This window comes from Enterobacter sp. N18-03635 (assembly GCF_004006055.1).
Taxonomy (GTDB): domain Bacteria; phylum Pseudomonadota; class Gammaproteobacteria; order Enterobacterales; family Enterobacteriaceae; genus Enterobacter; species Enterobacter vonholyi.
Genome location: NZ_CP034769.1, coordinates 3,446,284 through 3,468,041, shown reverse-complemented (window position 1 = coordinate 3,468,041; position 21,758 = coordinate 3,446,284). Strand labels below are relative to the sequence as shown.

24 protein-coding genes are annotated in these 21,758 nt (G+C 55.6%); 17 read left to right on the top strand and 7 right to left on the bottom strand.

What is annotated here, in order from left to right; translation table 11 throughout:
• Positions 1-9: 9 nt before the first annotated feature.
• Positions 10-708, bottom strand: coding sequence for a tRNA-uridine aminocarboxypropyltransferase (gene tapT, locus ELK40_RS17165; protein WP_127731990.1), 699 nt, complete (start codon positions 706-708; stop codon positions 10-12).
• A gap of 69 nt (positions 709-777) precedes the next feature.
• A complete protein-coding gene (gene trxC, locus ELK40_RS17160; protein WP_111965120.1) occupies positions 778-1,197 on the bottom strand; it encodes a thioredoxin TrxC in 420 nt (139 codons plus the stop codon).
• A 204-nt stretch (positions 1,198-1,401) separates the two neighbouring features.
• On the opposite strand from trxC, the gene ELK40_RS17155 reads away from it, so the two are divergent.
• The gene (locus ELK40_RS17155; protein WP_127731988.1) at positions 1,402-2,535 is read left to right on the top strand and encodes a tRNA/rRNA methyltransferase; all 1,134 of its coding nucleotides are present in this window, start codon (positions 1,402-1,404) and stop codon (positions 2,533-2,535) included.
• Between the two features lie 40 nt (positions 2,536-2,575).
• On the opposite strand, the gene ung is transcribed toward ELK40_RS17155, so the two are convergent.
• Entirely contained in the window at positions 2,576-3,265 is a 690-nt protein-coding gene (gene ung, locus ELK40_RS17150) for a uracil-DNA glycosylase (protein WP_023333064.1), read from the bottom strand.
• A 314-nt stretch (positions 3,266-3,579) separates the two neighbouring features.
• Between ung and grcA the strand changes: the two genes are divergently transcribed.
• Positions 3,580-3,963: an autonomous glycyl radical cofactor GrcA gene (gene grcA / locus ELK40_RS17145; RefSeq protein WP_047652709.1), complete on the top strand. Its 384-nt coding sequence runs from the start codon at positions 3,580-3,582 to the stop codon at positions 3,961-3,963.
• A 50-nt stretch (positions 3,964-4,013) separates the two neighbouring features.
• On the opposite strand, the gene srmB is transcribed toward grcA, so the two are convergent.
• A complete protein-coding gene (gene srmB / locus ELK40_RS17140; protein ID WP_023344704.1) occupies positions 4,014-5,342 on the bottom strand; it encodes an ATP-dependent RNA helicase SrmB in 1,329 nt (442 codons plus the stop codon).
• Positions 5,343-5,474: 132 nt separating this feature from the next.
• On the opposite strand from srmB, the gene ELK40_RS17135 reads away from it, so the two are divergent.
• Positions 5,475-6,212, top strand: a complete 738-nt coding sequence (locus ELK40_RS17135) for a tRNA1(Val) (adenine(37)-N6)-methyltransferase (RefSeq protein ID WP_127731986.1) — start codon at positions 5,475-5,477, stop codon at positions 6,210-6,212.
• Here ELK40_RS17135 and nadB read toward each other — a convergent pair.
• Positions 6,197-7,816 carry an L-aspartate oxidase gene (gene nadB / locus ELK40_RS17130; RefSeq protein ID WP_127731984.1) on the bottom strand — a complete coding sequence of 540 codons (1,620 nt, stop codon included), beginning with the start codon at positions 7,814-7,816 and terminating at the stop codon, positions 6,197-6,199. The two genes, ELK40_RS17135 and nadB, sit on opposite strands and share 16 nt — an antisense overlap.
• Before the next feature lie 424 nt (positions 7,817-8,240).
• On the opposite strand from nadB, the gene rpoE reads away from it, so the two are divergent.
• From rpoE to acpS, 11 genes are all read left to right on the top strand, one after another.
• Positions 8,241-8,816 (top strand): RNA polymerase sigma factor RpoE, encoded by a 576-nt coding sequence (gene rpoE / locus ELK40_RS17120; RefSeq protein ID WP_006176728.1) that lies wholly within the window; start codon positions 8,241-8,243, stop codon positions 8,814-8,816.
• Positions 8,817-8,847: 31 nt separating this feature from the next.
• Positions 8,848-9,498, top strand: coding sequence for an anti-sigma-E factor RseA (gene rseA / locus ELK40_RS17115; RefSeq protein WP_008502186.1), 651 nt, complete (start codon positions 8,848-8,850; stop codon positions 9,496-9,498).
• Positions 9,498-10,451 carry a sigma-E factor regulatory protein RseB gene (rseB, locus tag ELK40_RS17110; protein WP_023308851.1) on the top strand — a complete coding sequence of 318 codons (954 nt, stop codon included), beginning with the start codon at positions 9,498-9,500 and terminating at the stop codon, positions 10,449-10,451. The genes rseA and rseB overlap by 1 nt, the downstream gene beginning before the upstream one ends.
• The gene (gene rseC / locus ELK40_RS17105) at positions 10,448-10,924 is read left to right on the top strand and encodes a SoxR-reducing system protein RseC (protein WP_115876022.1); all 477 of its coding nucleotides are present in this window, start codon (positions 10,448-10,450) and stop codon (positions 10,922-10,924) included. The genes rseB and rseC overlap by 4 nt, the downstream gene beginning before the upstream one ends.
• Before the next feature lie 185 nt (positions 10,925-11,109).
• Entirely contained in the window at positions 11,110-12,909 is a 1,800-nt protein-coding gene (gene lepA, locus ELK40_RS17100; RefSeq protein ID WP_023308849.1) for a translation elongation factor 4, read from the top strand.
• A 15-nt stretch (positions 12,910-12,924) separates the two neighbouring features.
• Complete coding sequence (gene lepB / locus ELK40_RS17095; RefSeq protein ID WP_048978831.1) at positions 12,925-13,899, top strand: signal peptidase I; 975 nt, start codon at positions 12,925-12,927, stop codon at positions 13,897-13,899.
• A gap of 222 nt (positions 13,900-14,121) precedes the next feature.
• The gene (gene rnc, locus ELK40_RS17090; RefSeq protein ID WP_003860711.1) at positions 14,122-14,802 is read left to right on the top strand and encodes a ribonuclease III; all 681 of its coding nucleotides are present in this window, start codon (positions 14,122-14,124) and stop codon (positions 14,800-14,802) included.
• Positions 14,799-15,704, top strand: a complete 906-nt coding sequence (era, locus tag ELK40_RS17085; protein WP_087449597.1) for a GTPase Era — start codon at positions 14,799-14,801, stop codon at positions 15,702-15,704. The genes rnc and era overlap by 4 nt, the downstream gene beginning before the upstream one ends.
• An 18-nt stretch (positions 15,705-15,722) precedes the next feature.
• Positions 15,723-16,430, top strand: coding sequence for a DNA repair protein RecO (gene recO / locus ELK40_RS17080; protein ID WP_115876088.1), 708 nt, complete (start codon positions 15,723-15,725; stop codon positions 16,428-16,430).
• A gap of 33 nt (positions 16,431-16,463) precedes the next feature.
• Complete coding sequence (gene pdxJ / locus ELK40_RS17075) at positions 16,464-17,195, top strand: pyridoxine 5'-phosphate synthase (protein WP_115876019.1); 732 nt, start codon at positions 16,464-16,466, stop codon at positions 17,193-17,195.
• A complete protein-coding gene (gene acpS, locus ELK40_RS17070) occupies positions 17,195-17,575 on the top strand; it encodes a holo-ACP synthase (protein WP_023294331.1) in 381 nt (126 codons plus the stop codon). Before pdxJ ends, acpS begins: the two co-directional genes overlap by 1 nt.
• On the opposite strand, the gene ELK40_RS17065 is transcribed toward acpS, so the two are convergent.
• Positions 17,572-17,832 (bottom strand): YfhL family 4Fe-4S dicluster ferredoxin, encoded by a 261-nt coding sequence (locus tag ELK40_RS17065; protein WP_008502177.1) that lies wholly within the window; start codon positions 17,830-17,832, stop codon positions 17,572-17,574. The genes acpS and ELK40_RS17065 overlap by 4 nt on opposite strands.
• Positions 17,833-17,878: 46 nt before the next feature.
• Positions 17,879-18,727: a MurR/RpiR family transcriptional regulator gene (locus tag ELK40_RS17060; RefSeq protein WP_023333056.1), complete on the bottom strand. Its 849-nt coding sequence runs from the start codon at positions 18,725-18,727 to the stop codon at positions 17,879-17,881.
• A 117-nt stretch (positions 18,728-18,844) separates the two neighbouring features.
• Between ELK40_RS17060 and murQ the strand changes: the two genes are divergently transcribed.
• The 3 genes from murQ to yfhb are packed head-to-tail and all read left to right on the top strand — an operon-like array spanning position 18,845 to position 21,750.
• Positions 18,845-19,738, top strand: coding sequence for an N-acetylmuramic acid 6-phosphate etherase (gene murQ, locus ELK40_RS17055; RefSeq protein ID WP_127731982.1), 894 nt, complete (start codon positions 18,845-18,847; stop codon positions 19,736-19,738).
• Positions 19,739-19,749: 11 nt separating this feature from the next.
• Complete coding sequence (locus tag ELK40_RS17050; RefSeq protein ID WP_127731980.1) at positions 19,750-21,111, top strand: PTS transporter subunit EIIC; 1,362 nt, start codon at positions 19,750-19,752, stop codon at positions 21,109-21,111.
• A 3-nt stretch (positions 21,112-21,114) separates the two neighbouring features.
• Positions 21,115-21,750 (top strand): phosphatidylglycerophosphatase C, encoded by a 636-nt coding sequence (yfhb, locus tag ELK40_RS17045; protein ID WP_039263757.1) that lies wholly within the window; start codon positions 21,115-21,117, stop codon positions 21,748-21,750.
• Positions 21,751-21,758 lie beyond the last annotated feature (8 nt).

Sequence of the window (21,758 nt, the reverse complement as noted above, 5' to 3'; positions counted from 1 at the left end):
CTGATGATTTTAAACGCTTTCCGTCTCGGCTGCTGTGACGCTGCCCTTATGAACGGTTTTTCCCGCCAGATAGCGTTCCCGGAAACAGGAGAAATGGTTGCCCAGGGCGCCAGCCGCAGCGGTATCACCCGCCAGATCCAGAAGCGCAATCGCCACTTCGGCGGTGCAGTATTGCCCGTCAGCATGCGCCTCTCGAAGGCGGTAGGCGGAGACGCGGGAAAGATCGACAGAAATCACCGGAAGTGCGTCGAGATACGGGCTTTTGCGAAACATTTTTCGCGCTTCGGTCCAGGTGCCGTCCAGCATAATAAATAGCGGCGGTTTACCGGATGGCGGCGTCGAAAGCACCTGGCGATCGATACCTGCATATGACGCAGGGAAAACGACCATCGGCTGATAGTCCGGGCTAGCCACTAAGTCGAGCAGGGCCTGAGGGGGCTCCGTGCGGGACCACTGAAACGCCGCGGTATCCGGGAGAATATCGGCGATAAGGCGTCCCGTATTGCTGGGTTTCATCGGCTCGGTATCGAACATGACCAGACAAAAACGGCTCTGTGCCGAACTCGGGGCCAGCGTCTCGCACAGGCAAACCTTCAGCGGCAGCAGGCAGCGCTGGCAGCGGCGAATACGGTTGCCTCGGGCGAGAAACGGTCGAGTGGCGCGCGCAAGGCGTTCGGCGCGTAGTTGAAGAACAGCGTTATCAGTCATGGGCGAAATGCAGGAAAAACCCTATTTTCGCAGAGGCAGGAGCGGGGCACAAGATGTGCCCCGTGAATGTTACAGCGACTCGTTTAACCAGCTTTCAAAAGGTGCTTTTGGAACGGCACCGTTGAGCATATCGATCACCTCACCATTTTTAAAAATCATAATGGTCGGGATGCTGCGGATGCGAAAACGGGCGCTTAGTTCGGGCTCAGCTTCAGTGTTGACCTTAACGAACCGCATTTTTCCGTTTCGCTCTTCGGCCACATCTTCGAAGATTGGCGCGAAGCTACGGCAAGGGCCGCACCATGGCGCCCAGAAATCGACCACGACAGGAAGATCGTCCTTGAGGAGTTTGTCCAGCGTAGCACCCGTTGCGTTAATGACGTCGCCATCAAACAATTCATGGCCGCAACGTCCGCATTTCGCACCATCTTCCATCCGATCGTCCGGAATGCGGTTAAGAGCCTGACAGTTGGCACATACGGTATTCATAACTAACCTCTGATAGAGCCGTGGGACAGCGGCGGAACGCCGATAATGTTTCTAATATGTTACATATTATCAATGAGCCTGTTTGAAACAACAATGCGTTTTATTCAATGAGAACAATAGTCACAGGCTTTTGTACGAAATTATGGCTATGCGCTGGCACATCGGGTAATCTGCGCGCTTCGCGCAGCGCTGGTGGAGAAAAGCATGAACGACGAAATGAAAAACAAAAGCGGCAAGGTCAAAGTGATGTATGTCCGCAGTGATGATGACTCTGATAAACGCACCCAAAATCCGCGTACCGGAAAAGGTGGCGGGCGTCCGGCGTCTTCTTCTCGTGCTGACGGTGGCCGTCGCCCCGCCCGCGATGACAGAAATAACCGCGGTGATGACCGCAAACGTGACGATCGCAAACGCGATGACCGTCCGCGTTCCGACCGCCCGCGTAGTGACCGTCCACGCGATGACCGGCCGCGGGAAGACTTCTCACGTGATAATGCCTCCCCGTGGCGTACCGTTTCTCGCGCCCCTGGCGATGAGACGCCGGAAAAAGCCGATCACGGCGGTATCAGCGGTAAAAGCTTTATCGACCCGGAAGTGCTGCGCCGCCAGCGTGCGGAAGAGACCCGCGTGTATGGTGAGAACGCCTGCCAGGCGCTATTCCAGAGCCGTCCTGAGTGTATCGTCCGCGCCTGGTTTATCCAGAGCGTAACCCCGCGCTTCAAAGAAGCCCTGCGCTGGATGGCCGCGAACCGTAAAGCTTACCACGTGGTTGATGATGCTGAGCTGACCAAAGCCTCCGGTACTGAACACCACGGCGGCGTTTGCTTCCTGATCAAAAAACGTAACGGCACGACCGTGCAGCAGTGGGTCAGCCAGGCGGATGCCGATGACTGCGTGCTGGCGCTGGAAGATGTGGGCAACCCGCATAACCTGGGCGCAATGATGCGCAGTTGCGCGCACTTTGGCGTGAAAGGCGTGCTGTTGCAGGATGCTGCACTGCTGGAATCCGGTGCCGCGATCCGTACTGCGGAAGGCGGAGCCGAGCACGTGCAGCCGATCACCGGCGACAGCGTGCTGGATGCTCTTGAGCAGTTCCGTAAAGCGGGCTATTCCATCGTGACCACCTCGAGCCATGCCGGTACGCCGCTGTTTAAAGCGACGCTGCCGCGTAAAATGGTGCTGGTATTAGGTCAGGAACGTGATGGTCTGTCTGACGCGGCGCTCTCCAGTGCGGATCTGAGCGTCTCAATCGATGGGACAGGCAATGTGGAAAGTCTGAACGTATCCGTTGCGACCGGCGTACTGCTGGCCGAGTGGTGGCGTCAGAATAAGGCATAAGCCTCTTCATGTGCCGGGGCATACCCGGCACATTCAATTACTACTCGCTCTCAGCCGGTAGCACAGGCATCCAGTCAATGGGCGTTTCGCCACGTTTTTCCAGCCATTCGTTCGCCAGAACAAAATGATTACTGCCAAAGAAACCGCGATGTGCAGACAGCGGTGACGGGTGTGGCGCTTTCAACACGTGATGGCGCTGACGGTCAATAATCGCCCCTTTCTTCTGCGCATGCGATCCCCAGAGTAAAAACACGACCCCTTCACGGTGTTCGTTGATCAGGCTGATGACTTTATCGGTGAATGTCTCCCAGCCCAGGCTGGCGTGCGAGTGCGCCTGGCCGGCCCGAACGGTGAGTACCGTGTTCAATAACAGCACGCCCTGACGCGCCCAGCTTTCCAGGTAGCCATGGTTTGGTCGGGTAAATCCGGGCACGGTTCCCTCAAGCTCTTTATACATGTTGAGCAGAGAAGGGGGGATCGCCACGCCGGGACGTACGGAAAACGCCAGCCCATGCGCCTGGCCCGGGCCGTGATAGGGATCCTGGCCCAGAATGACCACTTTCACATCGCTCAGTTCGGTGTAGCGAAAGGCGTTGAACACATCTTTCTGCGGCGGGTAAATCGTCTGTCCGGACTGGCGCTCAGCCGCAACGGTGCTGAGCGTATTGATAAAATAGGGCTGCTGCTTTTCTTCTGCCAGCACGTCATGCCAGGTTAAAGGTGTCGTCATCTCGCTCTCCTGCGAATTTCAATCTCTGACTAGCTTACCTGTTAAAGCCCAGTGAGCAAAATTCCACGCCGAAATGTGCGCTAAGTAGCTAAATTTATGTTGAAAATGTGCAGGTAAAATTGAATTGGTAAGGTCATGAAATTGATCTAAAGCAATAAATTCAAACCACACTCTTTATGTGGTTGGTGTTTTTGTTGATTTAAATCAATAAATCACCGGGGTGTGAATGATATATATACACACAAGAAACAATGGTTTTACCAATTGGCCGCGAGAGGCCGACATCAGTTAATGTAGCCTAAGGGAGGCAACACATGATTACAGGTATCCAGATTACTAAAGCTGCAAATGACGATCTGCTCAACTCTTTCTGGCTGCTGGACAGCGAGAAAAACGAAGCGCGCTGTGTCGTTGCGAAAGCGGGTTTTGCTGAAGATGAAATCGTGCCGGTGAACAAACTGGGCGAAATCGAGTACCGTGAAATTCCAATGGAAGTGAAACCGGAAGTGCGCGTGGAAGGTGGTCAGCACCTGAACGTAAACGTACTGCGTCGCGAAACGCTGATGGACGCGGTTGAGCACCCAGAAAAATATCCACAGCTGACCATTCGCGTGTCCGGCTATGCGGTACGCTTCAACTCTCTGACCCCAGAACAGCAGCGCGACGTCATCGCCCGTACCTTTACTGAAAGCCTGTAACGGCTTCTGCAGGGGGGAATAAAAAAGCCGGGGATTTCCCCGGCTTTTTTTTACTCTTCAGTTTTCGTCTCTGGTGCGGCAGAGCTTGGCTTACGTCGCTTACCAATATTCTTGGTGTCGCGGTGGCGCTGCTTCACGCGCGGTTTCTCTTTTTCTTTCTCTTTTCTCTCAGCACGTTTCGCGAGCGCTTTCTTGGACGGTTTACCCGTCATTTTTTCACTCGGCGCACGCGTGGTTGGGCGCAGGCCATCAATAACGCGCGCTTTCAGCGGCTCGTCAACATAGCGGCCAATTTTCTGCAGCAGCAGGTAGTCATGCGCTTCAACCAGTGAGATAGCAATCCCTTTGCGGCCCGCGCGGCCGGTACGGCCAATACGGTGCAGATAGGTATCGCCGCTGCGCGGCATATCGAAGTTAATGACGTGGCTGACGTCAGGGATGTCGATCCCGCGAGCGGCCACGTCTGTGGCAACCAGCACGTTAACGCGGCCATCGGTCAGGCGCTTAATGCCTTCGGTACGCTTGATCTGCGCCATCTCGCCTTCAAGATAGCAGTTGTTGATCCCGGCGTTACGCAGCATTTCTGCCAGCTCGTGCACGCGCTCGCGCTTACGGACAAACACGATTGTGCGCAGCGCATCTTCCTGCTTCAGCAGGTGTTTGAGCAATTCGACCTTGTGCTCAAGGTTGTCCGCGCGGTAGTACCACTGGTGGATCTTCTTACGCTCACGGGTGGACGGCGTCGCCGACACTTCTACCGGATCTTCCAGCAGACGCTCTGCGAAGTCTTTAATCGCTTCCCCTTCGAGGGTGGCAGAGAACAGCATCGTCTGGTTACGCCAGCGCGTTTCACCCGCAATATGCTCGATATCCTGTGCGAAGCCCATGTCCAGCATACGGTCGGCTTCGTCGAGGATCAGCGTTTCAACCGCACGGCAGTCGAAGTTCTCTTCTTTAATGTACTGCAGCAGGCGGCCCGTCGTCGCAACGACGATGTCCTGGTTTTCGCTGAACACTTCGGCGTGGTTCATATACGCAACGCCGCCGGTGATGGTCGCGATATCCAGATGGGTATTTGCCGCAAGTTCACGCGCGTGATCGGCCACCTGCATGGCCAGTTCGCGCGTCGGCGTCAGGATTAAAATACGCGGCGGGCCAGATTTTTTACGCGGAAAGTCGAGCAGATGCTGCAACACAGGCAGCAAATAGGCTGCTGTCTTCCCCGTGCCGGTTGGCGCAGAACCGAGCACATCGCGGCCCTCAAGCGCAGGCGGAATGGCCGCTGCCTGAATGGCGGTCGGGCGTGTAAAGCCTTTGCTCTCAAGTGCATTGAGCAGGCTTTCATCGAGTTCAAGTTCGGAAAAAGTCGTTACAGTCATGTTCTACCTCTGTGTGGGGCGCTGATTATAGACGTTACGGCTGTAATCTTCATCTGTTTGTATGGATATCGCTTTTCGGCCACTTCGCTTTCCCCTATGCTACTCCAGTTTCACTTAGAAGGTTGCCCCGACATGTCTCAACTCAAAGCGCAGCTGCGCCGCGATGGTTTTACGTTCAAACAATTTTTTGTCGCTCACGATCGCTGTGCCATGAAGGTCGGTACAGACGGCATTTTACTGGGAGCGTGGGCGCCTGTCGCAGGTGTTAAGCGTATTCTTGATATCGGTACCGGCAGCGGGCTGGTGGCGTTAATGCTGGCGCAGCGCACGGAAGAGCATGTCACCATCGATGCCGTCGAGCTGGATGCGCAGGCGGCAGAGCAGGCGAATGAAAATATGGCCGAATCCCCCTGGGCTGCCCGCATGAAAGTGGAATGCGCAGATGTGCTCGCCTGGGCGCCTGAACAAACCGCGCGTTACGATCTGATCGTCAGCAACCCTCCTTACTATGCGCCCGGCGTTGAGTGCGGTACCCCCGAGCGTGAGCAGGCGCGTTATACCCGTTCCCTCGATCACAAGGCCCTGCTCACCAGTGCTGCCGAGCTTATCTCCGAAGAAGGTTTTTTCTGCGTGGTCCTGCCTGAGAGTACCGGCAACACGTTCATCGGTATCGCGCAGGAGATTGGCTGGACGTTACGTCTGCGTACCGATATTTCGGATACGGAAGGCCGACTGCCACACCGCGTGCTGCTGGCGCTCTCGCCGAAAGAGGGGGAATGCTTTAACGATCGAATGGTGATCCGTGGGCCAGACCAGCGTTATTCCGAAGATTACACTGCCCTGACCCAGGCGTTTTATCTGTTTATGTAAACCTGCGGGGCGAGGATCGACGGGCCGGACTCCGCAAGCTGATCCGGATAGTCCAGCGTATAGTGCAACCCGCGGCTCTCTTTACGCATCATCGCGCAGCGAACGATCAGCTCGGCAACCTGCACCAGATTGCGCAGCTCCAGCAGATTATTCGATACGCGGAAATTGGCATAATACTCATCAATTTCCTGCTGCAGCATGGTGATGCGGCGCAGCGCGCGCTCAAGACGTTTCGTGGTGCGCACAATCCCGACGTAATCCCACATGAACAGCCGTAGCTCATGCCAGTTATGCTGGATCACGACCAGCTCGTCCGGATTTTCCACGCGGCTTTCATCCCAGGCAGGCAGGCGCTCTGTCTCACGGGCGTAGGGCATGCGCTTCGTGATGTCTTCTGCGGCCGACCAGCCGTACACCAGACATTCAAGCAGCGAGTTAGAAGCCATACGGTTCGCGCCGTGAAGCCCGGTATAGCTGACCTCACCGATAGCATACAGACCGTCCACATCGGTACGCCCATGATCGTCAACCATTACGCCACCGCAGGTATAGTGGGCGGCTGGCACAATCGGCACCGGATCGCGCGTTAAATCAATGCCAAGATTGAGCAGCTTTTCATAAATCATCGGAAAATGCTGGCGAATAAACGCTGCTGGCTTATGGCTGATATCAAGATACATGCAGTCCACGCCAAGACGCTTCATTTCATGATCGATGGCGCGAGCAACGATATCGCGGGGAGCCAGTTCGCCACGGGCGTCAAAGTCCGGCATAAAGCGGGTGCCGTCAGGGCGTTTCAGATAGGCGCCTTCGCCGCGCAGGGCTTCCGTCAACAGGAAGTTGCGCGCCTGAGGGTGGAACAGGGCGGTTGGGTGAAACTGATTGAACTCAAGATTCGCCACCCGGCAGCCGGCGCGCCAGGCCATAGCGATACCGTCTCCGGAGGCAATGTCCGGGTTCGTGGTGTACTGATACACTTTGGAGGCCCCGCCCGTAGCCAGTACTACAGCCTTTGCCTGACAGGTTTCCACCTTCTCTTTATTACGGTTCCAGACCCAGGCGCCCACCACGCGACGCGTGCCGGGCAGGCCAATCTTGTCAGAGATAATCAGGTCAACGGCATTACTCCGCTCAAGAACCCGAATATTAGGATGGTTCAGCGCTTTACCAACCAGCGTGGTTTCCACTTCTTTTCCGGTGGCATCTGCTGCGTGCAGGATGCGGCGGTGGCTATGGCCGCCTTCGCGCGTCAGGTGGTAGCTCTCTTCACCGTTGGGTTGAACCTGCGTATCGAATAACACGCCCTGGTCGATGAGCCACTGCACGCAATGACGGGCATTGCTGGCGACAAACTCTGCGGCGTGTGCATCCACGATCCCGGCCCCGGCAATCAGCGTGTCTTCAACGTGGGATGCAATGCTGTCTGTCTCATCAAACACCGCGGCAATGCCACCTTGGGCATAAAACGTGGAACCCTCGCTTATCGGCCCTTTACTCAGAACGATAACGTTTTGATGCTCGGCCATGCGCAGCGCCAGAGAGAGACCGGCAGCACCGCTGCCGATGATCAGTACATCACAATGGAGTTCAGGTGTTGTGTTCATGATTGTTGTTTAATTTACTAAACAGTGTTGGGTCAGAATAGCACTCGAATGCGATATATCGCACGTATTTTTTTAGCGACTGTTGCAATGGCTAAACGCTTAAGTTGAGGTAAACGGAGGGTAAATGAGTGAAATTATTTTGCGAAGCAGATCGTTAGCGTCAGATTTTGTGGTGAAATAAAGCCTGTGTTGCGTTACTCTTCTGGCGGGAAAAAGATGTTTCTTGTCAGAAACTGGTGCGTATCGTGAACAGACTTATAATGAGAGAAAATGAACAGTCTGCGGCGCGATGAACAAAAACAAAGGCGTTACGGAACTTATTGAAGATCAGACACTCTAATTCGGTGCTTGCTCAAAGTGCGGTATTTTTAGAGTGGCGTTTCGATAACGCGTGGAATTTAGGTTTGGGGAGACATTACCTCGGATGAGCGAGCAGTTAACGGACCAGGTCCTGGTTGAACGGGTCCAGAAGGGAGATCAGAAAGCCTTTAACCTACTGGTGGTGCGCTACCAGCATAAGGTGGCGAGCCTGGTTTCCCGTTATGTACCGTCAGGCGATGTGCCTGATGTGGTGCAAGAGTCTTTTATTAAGGCCTATCGCGCGCTGGATTCTTTCCGGGGAGATAGTGCTTTTTATACCTGGCTGTACCGTATTGCGGTCAATACGGCAAAGAATTATCTGGTCGCTCAGGGTCGTCGTCCACCTTCAAGTGATGTGGACGCAATTGACGCCGAAAACTTCGAAAGTGGCGGCGCATTGAAAGAAATTTCGAACCCTGAGAACTTAATGTTGTCAGAAGAACTGAGACAAATCGTTTTTCGCACGATCGAGTCGCTCCCGGAAGATTTACGCATGGCAATTACGTTACGGGAGCTTGATGGTCTGAGCTATGAAGAGATAGCCGCTATCATGGATTGTCCGGTCGGCACGGTACGTTCACGAATTTTCCGTGCGCGAGAAGCTATTGATAATAAAGTTCAACCGCTTATCAGGCGTTGACGATAGCGGGATACTGGAAAAGGTATTAGGCATGCAGAAAGAAAAACTTTCCGCTTTAATGGATGGTGAAACGGTAGATAGTGAGCTGCTCAACGAGCTGTCTCATTCTCCCGAAATGCAAGAGACCTGGGAGAGTTACCATCTCATCCGTGACACCCTTCGCGGTGACACCGGCGAGGTTCTCCATTTCGATATCTCAGCCCGCGTCATGGCGGCGATTGAGAATGAGCCTGTTCATCAGACCACTCCGCTGATTCCTGAAGCTCAACCCGCACCTCACCAGTGGCAGAAAATGCCATTCTGGCAAAAGGTGCGCCCGTGGGCCAGCCAGCTTACCCAAATGGGTGTGGCTGCATGCGTATCGCTTGCAGTTATTGTTGGCGTCCAGCACTATAATACTCAGTCTGAAACTAATCAGCAGCCAGAAGCGCCAGTGTTTAACACACTGCCGATGATGGGCAAAGCCAGCCCGGTAAGCCTGGGCGTACCGGCTGATGCTTCCGCCAGCGGCGGCCAGCAACAGCAGGTTCAGGAGCAGCGCCGTCGCATTAATGCGATGTTGCAGGATTATGAGTTGCAGCGTCGTCTGCACTCTGAACAGCTTCAGTTTGAGCAGGCGCAGACACAGCAAGCTGCTGTGCAGGTGCCCGGAAACCAAACTTTAGGAACGCAATCGCAGTAATGAAGCAACTTTGGTTCGCCATGTCTCTGATGGCGGGTAGCCTGTTCTTCTCTGCCAACGCCTCGGCTGATGTATCATCCGGGGCGTTGTTGCAGCAAATGAATCTGGCCAGCCAGTCACTCAATTACGAGTTGGCATTTATCAGCATCAACAAGCAGGGCGTCGAGTCGTTACGCTATCGCCATGCCCGTCTTGATAACCAGCCGCTCGCCCAGCTTTTACAGATGGATGGTCCGCGTCGGGAAGTTGTCCAGCGTGGTAACGAAATCAGCTATTTCGAGCCCGGCCTGGAGCCTTTCACGCTGAATGGCGACTATATCGTTGATTCCCTGCCGTCACTCATTTACACCGACTTCAAACGGCTTGCCCCTTACTACGATTTTATTTCGGTAGGGCGTACGCGTATTGCGGACAGACTTTGCGAGGTGATCCGCGTTGTCGCCCGGGATGGAACGCGCTACAGCTATATTGTCTGGATCGACGCTGAAACTAAACTCCCGATGCGTGTAGACCTGCTTGACCGTGACGGTGAAACGCTGGAACAGTTCCGCGTTATTTCGTTCAGCGTGAACAATCAGGTTGGCAACAGCATGCAGAATCTGGCTAAGGCCAGCCTGCCGCCGCTACTTTCTGTTCCTGCCGGGGATTCCGTTAATTTCAACTGGGTACCTGCCTGGATCCCACAAGGGTTTAGCGAAGTGTCCAGCAGCCGTCGTCAGCTGCCAACGATTGAAACGCCGGTGGAATCGCGCCTCTATTCAGATGGTTTGTTTAGCTTCTCGGTAAATATCAATCGCGCAACGGCAAACAGCGCTGAACAAATGCTGCGTACCGGGCGCCGTACGGTGAGTACAACGGTACGCGATAATGCAGAGATCACCATTGTGGGAGAACTCCCTCCGCAAACGGCGAAGCGTATTTCCGACAGCATTAAATTCAGGGCTGCACAATGATCAAAGAGTGGGCGACGGTAGTCTCATGGCAGAACGGCATTGCGCTGGTGAGCTGCGATGTTAAAGCCTCATGTAATAGCTGCGCATCCCGCGCTGGCTGTGGCAGCCGCGTGCTGAACAAGCTCGGGCCACAAACATCGCACACGATTTCAGTGCCAAGCGAACAGCCGCTGATGGCCGGGCAGAAGGTGGAACTGGGCATCGCGGAAGGCAGCCTGCTCAGCTCCGCTATGCTGGTGTATCTCTCTCCGCTGGTCGGCCTGTTTATCATGGGTGGTCTGTTTCAGATGCTGTTTGGTACCGATATGGCCGCTATGTGCGGTGCCGCATTGGGTGGCGTGGGGGGATTCTGGCTTGCCAAAGGTCTCTCCCCAACGCTTGCCGCGCGCGAGGAGTGGCAGCCTGTCATTCTCAGCGTTGGGCTGGCGCCAGACCAGCTTCGTGTTGAAACGCTCTCTTCTGAGGCCCGGTGATCCATCGGGCTTTATCTTTTTTTACACCCTAAAACAGAAAACGTCCTTTCTTCACGCTATACCAGTCTCTAAGTGCATTTCCAGGTAGCGAGGATGTAGTGTAGAATGCTGCGTTTTCGCACTGAAAAACGTCAGGCTAAGAACAGCGGCCTCCAGGAATTCGTAAGGCATAATTATTTAACTATATGAAGAACATACGTAACTTTTCGATCATTGCTCACATTGACCACGGTAAGTCGACGCTGTCTGACCGTATTATCCAGATTTGCGGTGGCCTGTCTGATCGTGAAATGGAAGCCCAGGTTCTGGACTCCATGGACCTGGAACGCGAACGCGGTATCACCATTAAAGCGCAGAGCGTTACGCTTGATTACAAAGCGGCTGATGGTGAAACCTATCAACTGAACTTTATCGACACCCCAGGCCACGTTGACTTCTCCTATGAAGTTTCACGCTCGCTCGCGGCCTGTGAAGGCGCGCTGCTGGTGGTGGATGCCGGGCAGGGCGTTGAAGCCCAGACCCTGGCAAACTGCTACACCGCGATGGAAATGGATCTCGAAGTTGTGCCGGTTCTGAACAAGATCGACCTGCCAGCCGCCGATCCTGAGCGCGTAGCGGAAGAGATTGAAGATATTGTCGGCATTGACGCGACCGATGCCGTGCGCTGCTCCGCGAAAACCGGTGTCGGCGTCACCGACGTGCTGGAACGTCTGGTGCGTGATATTCCGGCCCCGGAAGGCGATCCGGATGCCCCGCTGCAGGCGCTGATTATCGACTCCTGGTTCGATAACTATCTGGGCGTTGTCTCCCTGGTGCGTATTAAAAACGGCACCATGCGCAAAGGCGACAAAATCAAGGTTATGAGTACCGGACAGGTCTATAACGCCGACCGTCTGGGTATCTTCACGCCAAAACAGGTTGACCGCACCGAGCTGACATGCGGCGAGGTAGGCTGGCTGGTCTGCGCCATCAAAGACATCCTCGGCGCGCCGGTGGGTGATACCCTGACGGGTGCGCGTAACCCGGCAGATAAAGCGCTGCCAGGCTTTAAAAAGGTGAAGCCGCAGGTTTACGCGGGCCTGTTCCCGGTTAGCTCTGACGACTACGAAAACTTCCGTGATGCCCTTGGCAAGCTGAGCCTGAACGATGCCTCCCTGTTCTATGAGCCAGAAAGCTCAACGGCGCTGGGCTTCGGCTTCCGCTGCGGCTTCCTTGGTCTGCTGCACATGGAGATCATTCAGGAGCGTCTGGAGCGTGAATACGATCTGGACCTGATCACCACCGCGCCGACGGTAGTATATGAAGTTGAAACCACCTCGAAAGAAGTGATCTACGTCGACAGCCCATCCAAGCTGCCGCCGTTGAACAATATTCACGAGCTGCGTGAGCCGATTGCCGAATGTCACATGCTGCTGCCGCAGGAGTTCCTGGGCAACGTCATTACGCTGTGTATTGAGAAGCGCGGCGTGCAGACCAACATGGTTTACCACGGTAACCAGGTGGCGCTGACCTACGAAATCCCGATGGCGGAAGTGGTACTCGACTTCTTCGACCGTCTGAAGTCGACCTCCCGTGGCTATGCGTCACTGGATTACAACTTCAAACGCTTCCAGGCCTCCAACATGGTGCGTGTGGACGTGCTGATCAACGGAGAGCGTGTGGATGCGCTGGCGCTGATCACCCACAACGACAATGCGCCATACCGTGGCCGCGAGCTGGTTGAGAAGATGAAAGATCTGATCCCGCGTCAGCAGTTCGATATCGCGATTCAGGCGGCCATTGGCAACCATATTATCGCGCGTTCCACCGTGAAACAGCTGCGTAAAAACGTACTGGCGAAGTGCTATGGCGGTGACGTCAGCCGTAAGAAAAAGCTGCTGCAGAAGCAGAAAGAAGGTAAGAAGCGTATGAAGCAGGTCGGTAACGTCGAGCTGCCGCAGGAAGCATTCCTTGCCATCCTTCATGTTGGTAAAGACGGCAAATAACCCTAAGGAGTTGGCATGGCGAACATGTTTGCCCTGATCCTGGTCATTGCTACCCTGGTGACAGGTCTGCTGTGGTGTCTGGATAAGTTTATCTTCGCCCCAAAACGTCGCGAACGTCAGGCTGCCGCACAGGCAGCCACTGGCGATGAGATTGACGCGAAAACCCTGAAGAAAGTCGGCCCGAAACCGGGCTGGCTGGAAACGGGCGCCTCGGTATTTCCGGTGCTGGCGATTGTGCTGGTCGTACGTTCGTTTATTTACGAGCCGTTCCAGATCCCATCAGGTTCAATGATGCCAACGCTGCTGATCGGTGATTTTATTCTGGTAGAGAAGTTTGCCTACGGCATTAAAGATCCGATCTACCAGAAAACGCTGATCGAAACCGGTCATCCGAAACGCGGCGACATCGTGGTGTTCAAATATCCGGAAGATCCGCGCCTCGACTACATCAAGCGCGCGGTAGGTCTTCCGGGTGATAAAGTGACTTACGATCCGGTTGCGAAAGAAGTCACCGTTCAGCCGGGCTGCAGCTCCGGTACCGCATGCGAAAACGCGCTGCCAATCACCTACTCAAACGTTGAGCCAAGTGATTTTGTGCAGACCTTTGCTCGTCGTAACGGCGGCGAAGCGACCAGCGGATTCTTCCAGGTACCGAAAGGTGAAACCAAAGAGGACGGCATTCGTCTGGTTGAGCGTAAAGAGACGCTGGGCGATGTGACGCACCGAATCCTCACCGTGCCGATCGCGCAGGATCAGCTGGGTATGTACTATCGTCAGCCGGGCCAGCAGCTCGCGAGCTGGATTGTACCGCCAGGGCATTACTTCATGATGGGTGACAACCGCGATAACTCAGCGGACAGCCGTTACTGGGGCTTTGTGCCGGAAGCGAATCTGGTCGGTAAAGCTACCGCCATCTGGATGAGTTTTGAGAAGCAGGAAGGCGAATGGCCGACCGGTGTACGCCTGAATCGTATCGGCGGAATCCATTAATTCTCAATAAATGAACGCGTAGCCGCTTTAATTAGCGGCTACGTGAATTATTTCCACGATAAATCTCTTCGAACTAACGACATCCCCTGTCGTTGTGTATAGAATATTCCCCCGAAGTTTAAGGTTGGCCCTGCAAGGGTGCCACGGCACACGAAACCGCGTTGGTTTTCTCAGGTCGGTTTCGTGTGCTGCATTTTTGACGCATTCATTTATTGGTATCGCATGAACCCCATCGTAATTAATCGGCTTCAACGGAAGCTGGGCTACACTTTTCATCATCAGGAGTTGTTGCAACAGGCATTAACCCACCGCAGTGCCAGCAGCAAACATAATGAGCGTCTCGAGTTTTTAGGCGACTCTATTTTAAGTTTCGTGATTGCGAATGCGCTTTATCATCGTTTCCCGCGTGTGGATGAAGGGGATATGAGCCGTATGCGCGCCACACTGGTTCGGGGTAATACCCTTGCGGAAATCGCGCGCGAATTTGAACTGGGCGAATGTCTGCGTCTTGGGCCGGGTGAACTGAAAAGCGGCGGCTTCCGTCGTGAATCTATTCTTGCCGATACGGTCGAAGCATTAATTGGTGGTGTGTTCCTGGACAGCGATATCCAGACCGTAGAAAAGCTGATCCTTAACTGGTATCAGACCCGTCTGGACGAAATCAGCCCGGGCGATAAACAAAAAGATCCGAAAACGCGTCTGCAGGAGTATTTGCAGGGACGTCATCTGCCGCTGCCGTCTTATCTGGTGGTGCAGGTTCGTGGCGAAGCGCACGATCAGGAATTTACCATCCATTGCCAGGTCAGTGGCCTGAGTGAACCGGTGGTGGGCACAGGTTCAAGCCGTCGTAAGGCTGAACAGGCTGCCGCCGAACAGGCGTTAAAAATGCTGGAGCTGGAATGAGCGAAGAAAAGACCTATTGCGGATTTATTGCCATCGTCGGACGTCCGAACGTTGGCAAATCCACTCTTCTGAATAATCTGCTTGGGCAGAAGATTTCTATCACCTCGCGTAAGGCGCAGACCACGCGTCACCGCATCGTCGGTATCCATACTGAAGGCGCGTATCAGGCGATCTACGTCGATACCCCGGGCCTGCACATGGAAGAGAAGCGTGCCATCAACCGTCTGATGAACAAGGCGGCGAGCAGCTCGATTGGCGACGTGGAGCTGGTGATCTTCGTTGTGGAAGGCACCCGCTGGACGCCGGACGACGAGATGGTGCTGAACAAGCTGCGTGACGGCAAAACGCCGGTCATCCTCGCGGTCAACAAAGTGGACAACGTGCAGGAAAAAGCCGATCTGCTGCCGCATCTGCAGTGGCTGGGTAGCCAGATGAACTTCCTCGACATCGTTCCGCTGTCTGCAGAGACGGGTCTGAACGTGGACACCATCGCGGGCATCGTGCGTAAGCATCTGCCGGAAGCGATTCATCACTTCCCGGAAGAGTACATCACCGATCGATCTCAGCGCTTTATGGCGTCTGAAATCATTCGTGAAAAGCTGATGCGTTTCCTGGGCGCTGAACTGCCGTATTCTGTGACGGTGGAGATCGAGCGTTTCCAGAGCAACGAGCGTGGCGGCTACGACATCAACGGCCTGATCCTCGTTGAGCGCGAAGGGCAGAAGAAGATGGTGATCGGCAATAAAGGCGCCAAGATCAAAACCATCGGCATTGAAGCTCGTAAGGACATGATGGAGATGTTCGAAGCGCCGGTTCACCTCGAACTGTGGGTGAAAGTGAAATCTGGCTGGGCCGATGATGAGCGTGCTCTGCGCAGCCTCGGTTACGGCGAAGACCAGTAACTCAAGACGACGAGTATGATGGAAGGATGGCAGCGCGCCTTCGTTCTGCATAGTCGTCCCTGGAGCGAAACCAGCCTGATGCTGGACGTCTTCACGGAAGAGTCGGGCCGCGTGCGCCTTGTTGCCAAAGGCGCACGTTCCAAACGTTCTAACCTGAAAGGCGCCCTACAGCCTTTCACGCCGCTGCTGGTTCGCTTTGGTGGGCGAGGGGAAGTTAAAACCCTGCGCAGCGCCGAAGCCGTCTCCCTGGCGCTTCCTCTCTCCGGCATCACGCTCTACAGCGGTCTGTATGTCAATGAACTCATCTCTCGCGTTCTTGAACATGAGACTCGCTTCTCTGAACTTTTCTTTGATTATCTGCACTGTATCCAGGCGCTGGCTGGCGCAACCGGCACGCCCGAGCCTGCGCTGCGGCGTTTTGAACTGGCGCTGCTGGGTCATCTTGGGTACGGGGTCGATTTTCTGCACTGTGCGGGCAGCGGTGACGAAGTGGAAGACTCCATGACCTACCGCTACCGCGAAGAAAAAGGCTTTATTGCCAGCGTCGTGATCGACAACAGCACCTTTACCGGGCGCCAGCTCCGGGCGCTGTATGAGCGCGAGTTTCCCGATCGGGATACCCTGCGCGCAGCAAAACGCTTTACCCGGATTGCCCTCAAGCCGTATCTTGGCGGCAAGCCCTTAAAGAGCCGCGAATTATTCAGGCAGTTTGTGCCGAAACGTTAGACCACAGAATCGAAAAGAAAACCGAGGATTGTCATGGCTGAATTACTGTTAGGCGTCAACATCGATCATATCGCCACGCTGCGTAATGCGCGCGGCACGGCGTATCCCGATCCGGTTCAGGCGGCATTTATCGCTGAACAGGCTGGCGCCGACGGCATTACCGTTCATCTGCGTGAAGACCGCCGCCACATCACCGACCGCGACGTGCGCATTCTGCGCCAGACGCTGGACACCCGTATGAATCTGGAGATGGCGGTCACCGAAGAGATGCTGGCGATTGCCTGTGAGACTCAGCCGCATTTCTGCTGCCTGGTGCCGGAAAAACGCCAGGAAGTGACCACCGAAGGCGGTCTGGATGTGGCCGGCCAGCTCGACAAAATGCGCGATGCCTGCAAGCGCCTGGCGGATGCCGGTATCCTGGTTTCTCTGTTTATTGACGCTGATTTCGCCCAGATTAAAGCGGCAGCCGACGTGGGCGCGCCGTATATCGAAATCCACACGGGCTGCTATGCTGATGCCAAAAACGATGCCGAGCAGGCGAAAGAGCTGGAGCGTATTGCTAAAGCGGCCACCTACGCGGCGAGCCTGGGCCTGAAGGTCAATGCCGGTCACGGCCTGACCTACCATAACGTGAAGGCCATTGCCGCCATTCCGGAAATGCACGAGCTGAACATCGGTCACGCGATCATTGGCCGCGCGGTGATGAGCGGCCTGAAAGAGGCGGTTTCAGAAATGAAACGCCTGATGCAGGAAGCGCGTCAGTAATGGCCATTCTGGGCTTGGGTACCGATATCGTTGAAATAGCCCGCATTGAAGCGGTGATCGCCCGCAGCGGCGATCGCCTCGCAAGGCGCGTGCTGAGCGATAACGAATGGGCCATCTGGGAAGCGCATCAGCAGCCGGTGCGTTTTCTGGCAAAGCGCTTTGCGGTAAAAGAGGCGGCGGCCAAAGCCTTCGGGACCGGCATTCGTAACGGTCTGGCGTTCAACCAGTTTGAAGTGTTTAACGATGAGCTGGGTAAGCCAAGCCTGCGTTTATGGGGCGAGGCGCAAAAGCTTGCAGAGAAGCTGGGCGTGAATCACATGCACGTGACGATCGCGGATGAACGCCACTATGCCAGCGCTACGGTGATCATCGAAAGTTAAAGTTTGTCCGCGTGGTGCATCAGGACAAACTTATCCCACAGCTGCTCTTCGCTCTCGACGTGCGCCGGATCCTTCAGAATGGTATTCGGGATCGGGCACACTTTCTGACAGGTCGGCGTTTCATAGTGGCCGATGCATTCGGTGCAGCGGTCGCTGTTAATCTCATAAATGCTGTCGCCCATCGAAATGGCCTGGTTCGGGCATTCGGGCTCGCACATATCGCAATTAATGCATTTTTTGGTAATTAACAGCGCCATCAGGAAATTCTCAGAAACAACACAAACTGGGCGGGCATTATACGCGTCAAACCAGTTTCTTTACCAGTTCTTCGCTGTGTCGAATGCGCTCCGGCGCGCGCTCCAGATCCTGCTGCACCAGCGCCATAAACAGCAGGTCCGTCAGCATCATTTGTGCGCTGGTGGACGAGATAGCCGCGCTGCGCGTGGCCTGCTCCTCGGCAATGGTATATAAACAGCGCGTGGCCCGCTGCTGCAGGGCATTCGGCGTAAAACCGGTGATCGCCAGAATTTTACCGCCGACGCGCAGCGCTTCATCGGTGGCCATGTTGATCTCGCGGCGCTCGCCGGAATAGGAGATGGCCAGCAGCAGATCGTCAGGATCCATCGCCTGTACGGTCGCCAGCAGGGCGTGCATATCCTGTTCGACGATGGCGTTAAGGCCAATTTTTGTCAGCTTCCAGCCAAAGTTACGCGCCACAAGTCCGGACGCGCCGATGCCGGTCAGAATGATTCGCCGCGCGCCGCGCAGCATCGCCACGCTCTCCAGCAGCTTCTCTTCGGTATTCACATCAAGCGTCGCATGCATGGCCGCCACGTTCTCTTTGATCAGCTTTTCTCCAACCAGCCGCATCGGGTCATCGCCGCGGATCTGATTATGCACCGGCATGGACTGCGGGTTAGGGTTACTGACCAGCGCTTCACTGATCGCCAGCTTGAGGGCGGGGAAGCCCTTAAAGCCAATCTTCTGGGCAAATTTCACCACGCTGGACTGGCTCACGCCGGCTTCACTCGCCAGCTGCTGCGAGCTGAGGTGGCGCGCGCGATCGGGTTGAGAAAGCAGAAAATCCGCCAGCTTCTTGTCGCTTTGGGCAAAGCCTGCGTAGCGCTGGCGAATGCGAATTAAACAGTTCATACGGTCTCCTGGCGAAAATGTGATTATCTGCGCAAATACGAATTTTGCTCGCCTGAATGAATTTTATATTCCATTATAGTGTGATTATTATGAATTAAAAATTCTTGAGGTACAAAAATGAATCTTGGCTCACTTGTTTCTGAAACGCGTAACCCGCAAACCATGGATCTGGATGCGCTCTCCACCCTGGAGCTGGTTAACCGCTTTAATCAACAGGATACGCTGGTCGCGCAGGCAGTGAAAGGGACATTACCCGAGGTGGCGAAAGCGGTCGATGCGGCGGCGGAAGCCCTCAAGGCCGGCGGACGCATTATCTACATGGGGGCGGGGACCAGCGGGCGTCTTGGGGTCCTGGATGCGTCAGAATGTCCGCCCACCTTTGGGGTGCCGCATGGTCTGGTCGTTGGGTTAATTGCCGGTGGACCCGGCGCGCTGCTGAAAGCCGTTGAAGGGGCGGAAGATAACAAACAGCTGGGCGAGGATGACCTGAAGGCGCTGAATCTGACGGAGAAGGATCTGGTGGTCGGTCTGGCGGCATCCGGGCGCACGCCGTACGTCATTGGCGGCCTGGAATACGCAAACCAGACCGGCTGCACGACGGTGGCCATCTCCTGTAATCCGGGCTCCCCGATTGCGCAGGTGGCCGCTATCGCTATCTCTCCGGTGGTCGGGCCGGAAGCGCTCACCGGCTCCACGCGCCTCAAGTCGGGGACCGCGCAAAAGCTGGTGCTCAATATGATCTCCACCGGCGCGATGGTGAAGTTCGGTAAGGTGTATCAGAACCTGATGGTGGATATGCGGGCCACCAACGTCAAGCTGGTGGACAGAGCCTGCCGCATGGTGATGGAGGCGACGGGCGCAGGCCGTGAAGAGGCCGAAGCGGTACTCAAACAAACCGATCATGATGTTAAACCTGCCATTCTGATGATCTTAAGCGGGCTGGATGCGGCGACCGCGAGAGCAAAACTTGATGCGCATAACGGCTTCTTACGGGCGGCATTAGAAAACTAACAGAGGCGTCTATGGACAAAACAGCAGCGCTCGCCAGCGATATCCTGCAGGGGATTGGTGGGGAAAAAAATATTCAGCGTCTCGAAAACTGCATGACGCGCGTGCGCGTCGAGGTGCATGACGACGACCAGCTTGACGTGTCGCGTCTGAAGCAACTGTCCGGGGTCAGCGGCTACGTGAAACAGGGCCAGCAGCATCAGCTGATCGTCGGGCCGGGGAAAGCGGCGCAGGTTGTTGACGCCATGCGCGCGCTGATGGGCGTTAGCGCGAGCGTGTCGATTGACTATACTGAGCGCACCAAAGCGCAGGCGAAAGCCAAATATAAAGCCCCGATGAGCGATGCGCTGCGACAGCTGGCAAACGTCTTTATTCCGCTAATCCCGGCGTTTATTGCCTCGGGCCTGATCACCGGGATCATCAATATCCTCAAGCGACCGGATATTGTGGGGGATTTCGCCACGCAGTATCCGAACCTGCTGGGGATTCTCGGGATCTTCGGCAGCGCGGTATTCGCCATTATGAACATTCTGGTCGGGGTCAATACCGCGAAGGTGTTTGGCGGATCGCTGGCAATGGGCGGCGTGATGGCGGGCATCTTGTCCAGCCCGCAGCTGGCGCAGATCACGCTGTTTGGTGAGGCGCTTCAGCCGGGCCGCGGCGGGGTGATTGCGGTGCTGTTGGTGGTCATCCTGATGTGCTGGATCGAGAAAAGGCTGCGCACGGTTTTGCCCGGCTCGATTGAGCTTATTCTCAACCCGCTGCTGACTACGCTGATTACCGGTAGCGTAGCGATTGTGGCCCTCCAGCCGTTAGGCGGGTGGATCTCTGAGGCCATCGCCCACGGTGCGTCTCTGGCGATTGACCGCGGCGGGCTGCTGGTTGGCGCTGTGCTTTCCGGTACCTTCCTGCCGCTGGTGCTGACCGGCCTGCACCAGGGGCTGGTACCGATCCACGTCGAGCTGGTGCAGGCGCACGGCTATAACGCGCTGCTGCCTATCCTGTCGATGGCGGGCGTGGGGCAGGTCGGTGCGGCAATTGCGGTACTGATGAAAACCCGCAACGCGCGTCTGAAAAAAATGATTAAAGGCGCACTCCCGGTCGGACTGCTCGGCATCGGCGAGCCGCTGATTTTCGGCGTTACGCTGCCGCTGGGTAAACCTTTCCTCGCGGCCTGTCTGGGCGGAGCGGTAGGCGGGGCGCTGATCAGCTACTGGAAAGTCGCCACCGTGATCACCTTTGGGCTTTCCGGTTTACCGCTGGCATTAACCATCGTGACCGGAAAAGTGATGCTCTATCTGTTAGGCTATTTAGTAGCGGTGATCGCCGGGTTCCTTTTTACCTGGCTATTAGGATTCAACGACCCAGAGGAGTAAGGTTTGGCAAATCACGCGCGTCGCGTTGTCTTTTTCGATCTGGATGGAACGCTGCATCAGCAGGATATGTTTGGTACGTTTATGCGTTACCTGCTGCGGCGTCAGCCTCTGAATGCGTTGCTCGTGCTACCGCTCTTACCGGTTATCGGTATCGCGCTGCTGGTGAAAGGCCGTGCGGCGCGATGGCCGATGAGTCTGCTGCTGTGGGGATGTACCTTTGGGCACAGCGAAGCGCGGCTCAAACAGCTCGAAAAGGATTTTGCGCACTGGTTTCGCGGTCACGTTGCGGCCTTTCCTGTTGTACAGGCGCGCCTGACCAGCTACCTCGATGCGAACGATGCCGACATCTGGCTGATTACAGGCTCCCCGCAGACGCTTGTGGAGCAGGTCTACTTTGATACCCCCTGGCTTCCGCGCGTGAATCTTATCGCCACGCAAATTGCCCGCGGTTACGGCGGCTGGGTGCTAACCCTGCGCTGTCTGGGGCATGAAAAAGTGGTCCAGCTGGAGAAACGCATCGGTACGCCGCTGCGCCTGTACAGCGGCTACAGCGACAGTAAACAGGACAACCCGCTGCTCTATTTTTGCCAGCATCGCTGGCGCGTCACGCCGTCAGGTGAACTCCAGCAACTCGAATAGTCTTATCC

Coding starts and splice junctions, on each gene's coding strand:
- rpoE (WP_006176728.1), top strand. CDS start 8,241: ATGAGCGAGCAGTTAACGGACCAGGTCCTGGTTGAACGGGTCCAGAAG.
- pdxJ (WP_115876019.1), top strand. CDS start 16,464: ATGGCTGAATTACTGTTAGGCGTCAACATCGATCATATCGCCACGCTG.
- lepA (WP_023308849.1), top strand. CDS start 11,110: ATGAAGAACATACGTAACTTTTCGATCATTGCTCACATTGACCACGGT.
- tapT (WP_127731990.1), bottom strand. CDS start 708: ATGACTGATAACGCTGTTCTTCAACTACGCGCCGAACGCCTTGCGCGC.
- rseB (WP_023308851.1), top strand. CDS start 9,498: ATGAAGCAACTTTGGTTCGCCATGTCTCTGATGGCGGGTAGCCTGTTC.
- acpS (WP_023294331.1), top strand. CDS start 17,195: ATGGCCATTCTGGGCTTGGGTACCGATATCGTTGAAATAGCCCGCATT.
- rnc (WP_003860711.1), top strand. CDS start 14,122: ATGAACCCCATCGTAATTAATCGGCTTCAACGGAAGCTGGGCTACACT.
- grcA (WP_047652709.1), top strand. CDS start 3,580: ATGATTACAGGTATCCAGATTACTAAAGCTGCAAATGACGATCTGCTC.
- lepB (WP_048978831.1), top strand. CDS start 12,925: ATGGCGAACATGTTTGCCCTGATCCTGGTCATTGCTACCCTGGTGACA.
- nadB (WP_127731984.1), bottom strand. CDS start 7,816: ATGAACACAACACCTGAACTCCATTGTGATGTACTGATCATCGGCAGC.
- ELK40_RS17065 (WP_008502177.1), bottom strand. CDS start 17,832: ATGGCGCTGTTAATTACCAAAAAATGCATTAATTGCGATATGTGCGAG.
- era (WP_087449597.1), top strand. CDS start 14,799: ATGAGCGAAGAAAAGACCTATTGCGGATTTATTGCCATCGTCGGACGT.
- ELK40_RS17050 (WP_127731980.1), top strand. CDS start 19,750: ATGGACAAAACAGCAGCGCTCGCCAGCGATATCCTGCAGGGGATTGGT.
- rseA (WP_008502186.1), top strand. CDS start 8,848: ATGCAGAAAGAAAAACTTTCCGCTTTAATGGATGGTGAAACGGTAGAT.
- trxC (WP_111965120.1), bottom strand. CDS start 1,197: ATGAATACCGTATGTGCCAACTGTCAGGCTCTTAACCGCATTCCGGAC.
- ung (WP_023333064.1), bottom strand. CDS start 3,265: ATGACGACACCTTTAACCTGGCATGACGTGCTGGCAGAAGAAAAGCAG.
- ELK40_RS17155 (WP_127731988.1), top strand. CDS start 1,402: ATGAACGACGAAATGAAAAACAAAAGCGGCAAGGTCAAAGTGATGTAT.
- srmB (WP_023344704.1), bottom strand. CDS start 5,342: ATGACTGTAACGACTTTTTCCGAACTTGAACTCGATGAAAGCCTGCTC.
- ELK40_RS17135 (WP_127731986.1), top strand. CDS start 5,475: ATGTCTCAACTCAAAGCGCAGCTGCGCCGCGATGGTTTTACGTTCAAA.
- ELK40_RS17060 (WP_023333056.1), bottom strand. CDS start 18,727: ATGAACTGTTTAATTCGCATTCGCCAGCGCTACGCAGGCTTTGCCCAA.
- recO (WP_115876088.1), top strand. CDS start 15,723: ATGGAAGGATGGCAGCGCGCCTTCGTTCTGCATAGTCGTCCCTGGAGC.
- rseC (WP_115876022.1), top strand. CDS start 10,448: ATGATCAAAGAGTGGGCGACGGTAGTCTCATGGCAGAACGGCATTGCG.
- murQ (WP_127731982.1), top strand. CDS start 18,845: ATGAATCTTGGCTCACTTGTTTCTGAAACGCGTAACCCGCAAACCATG.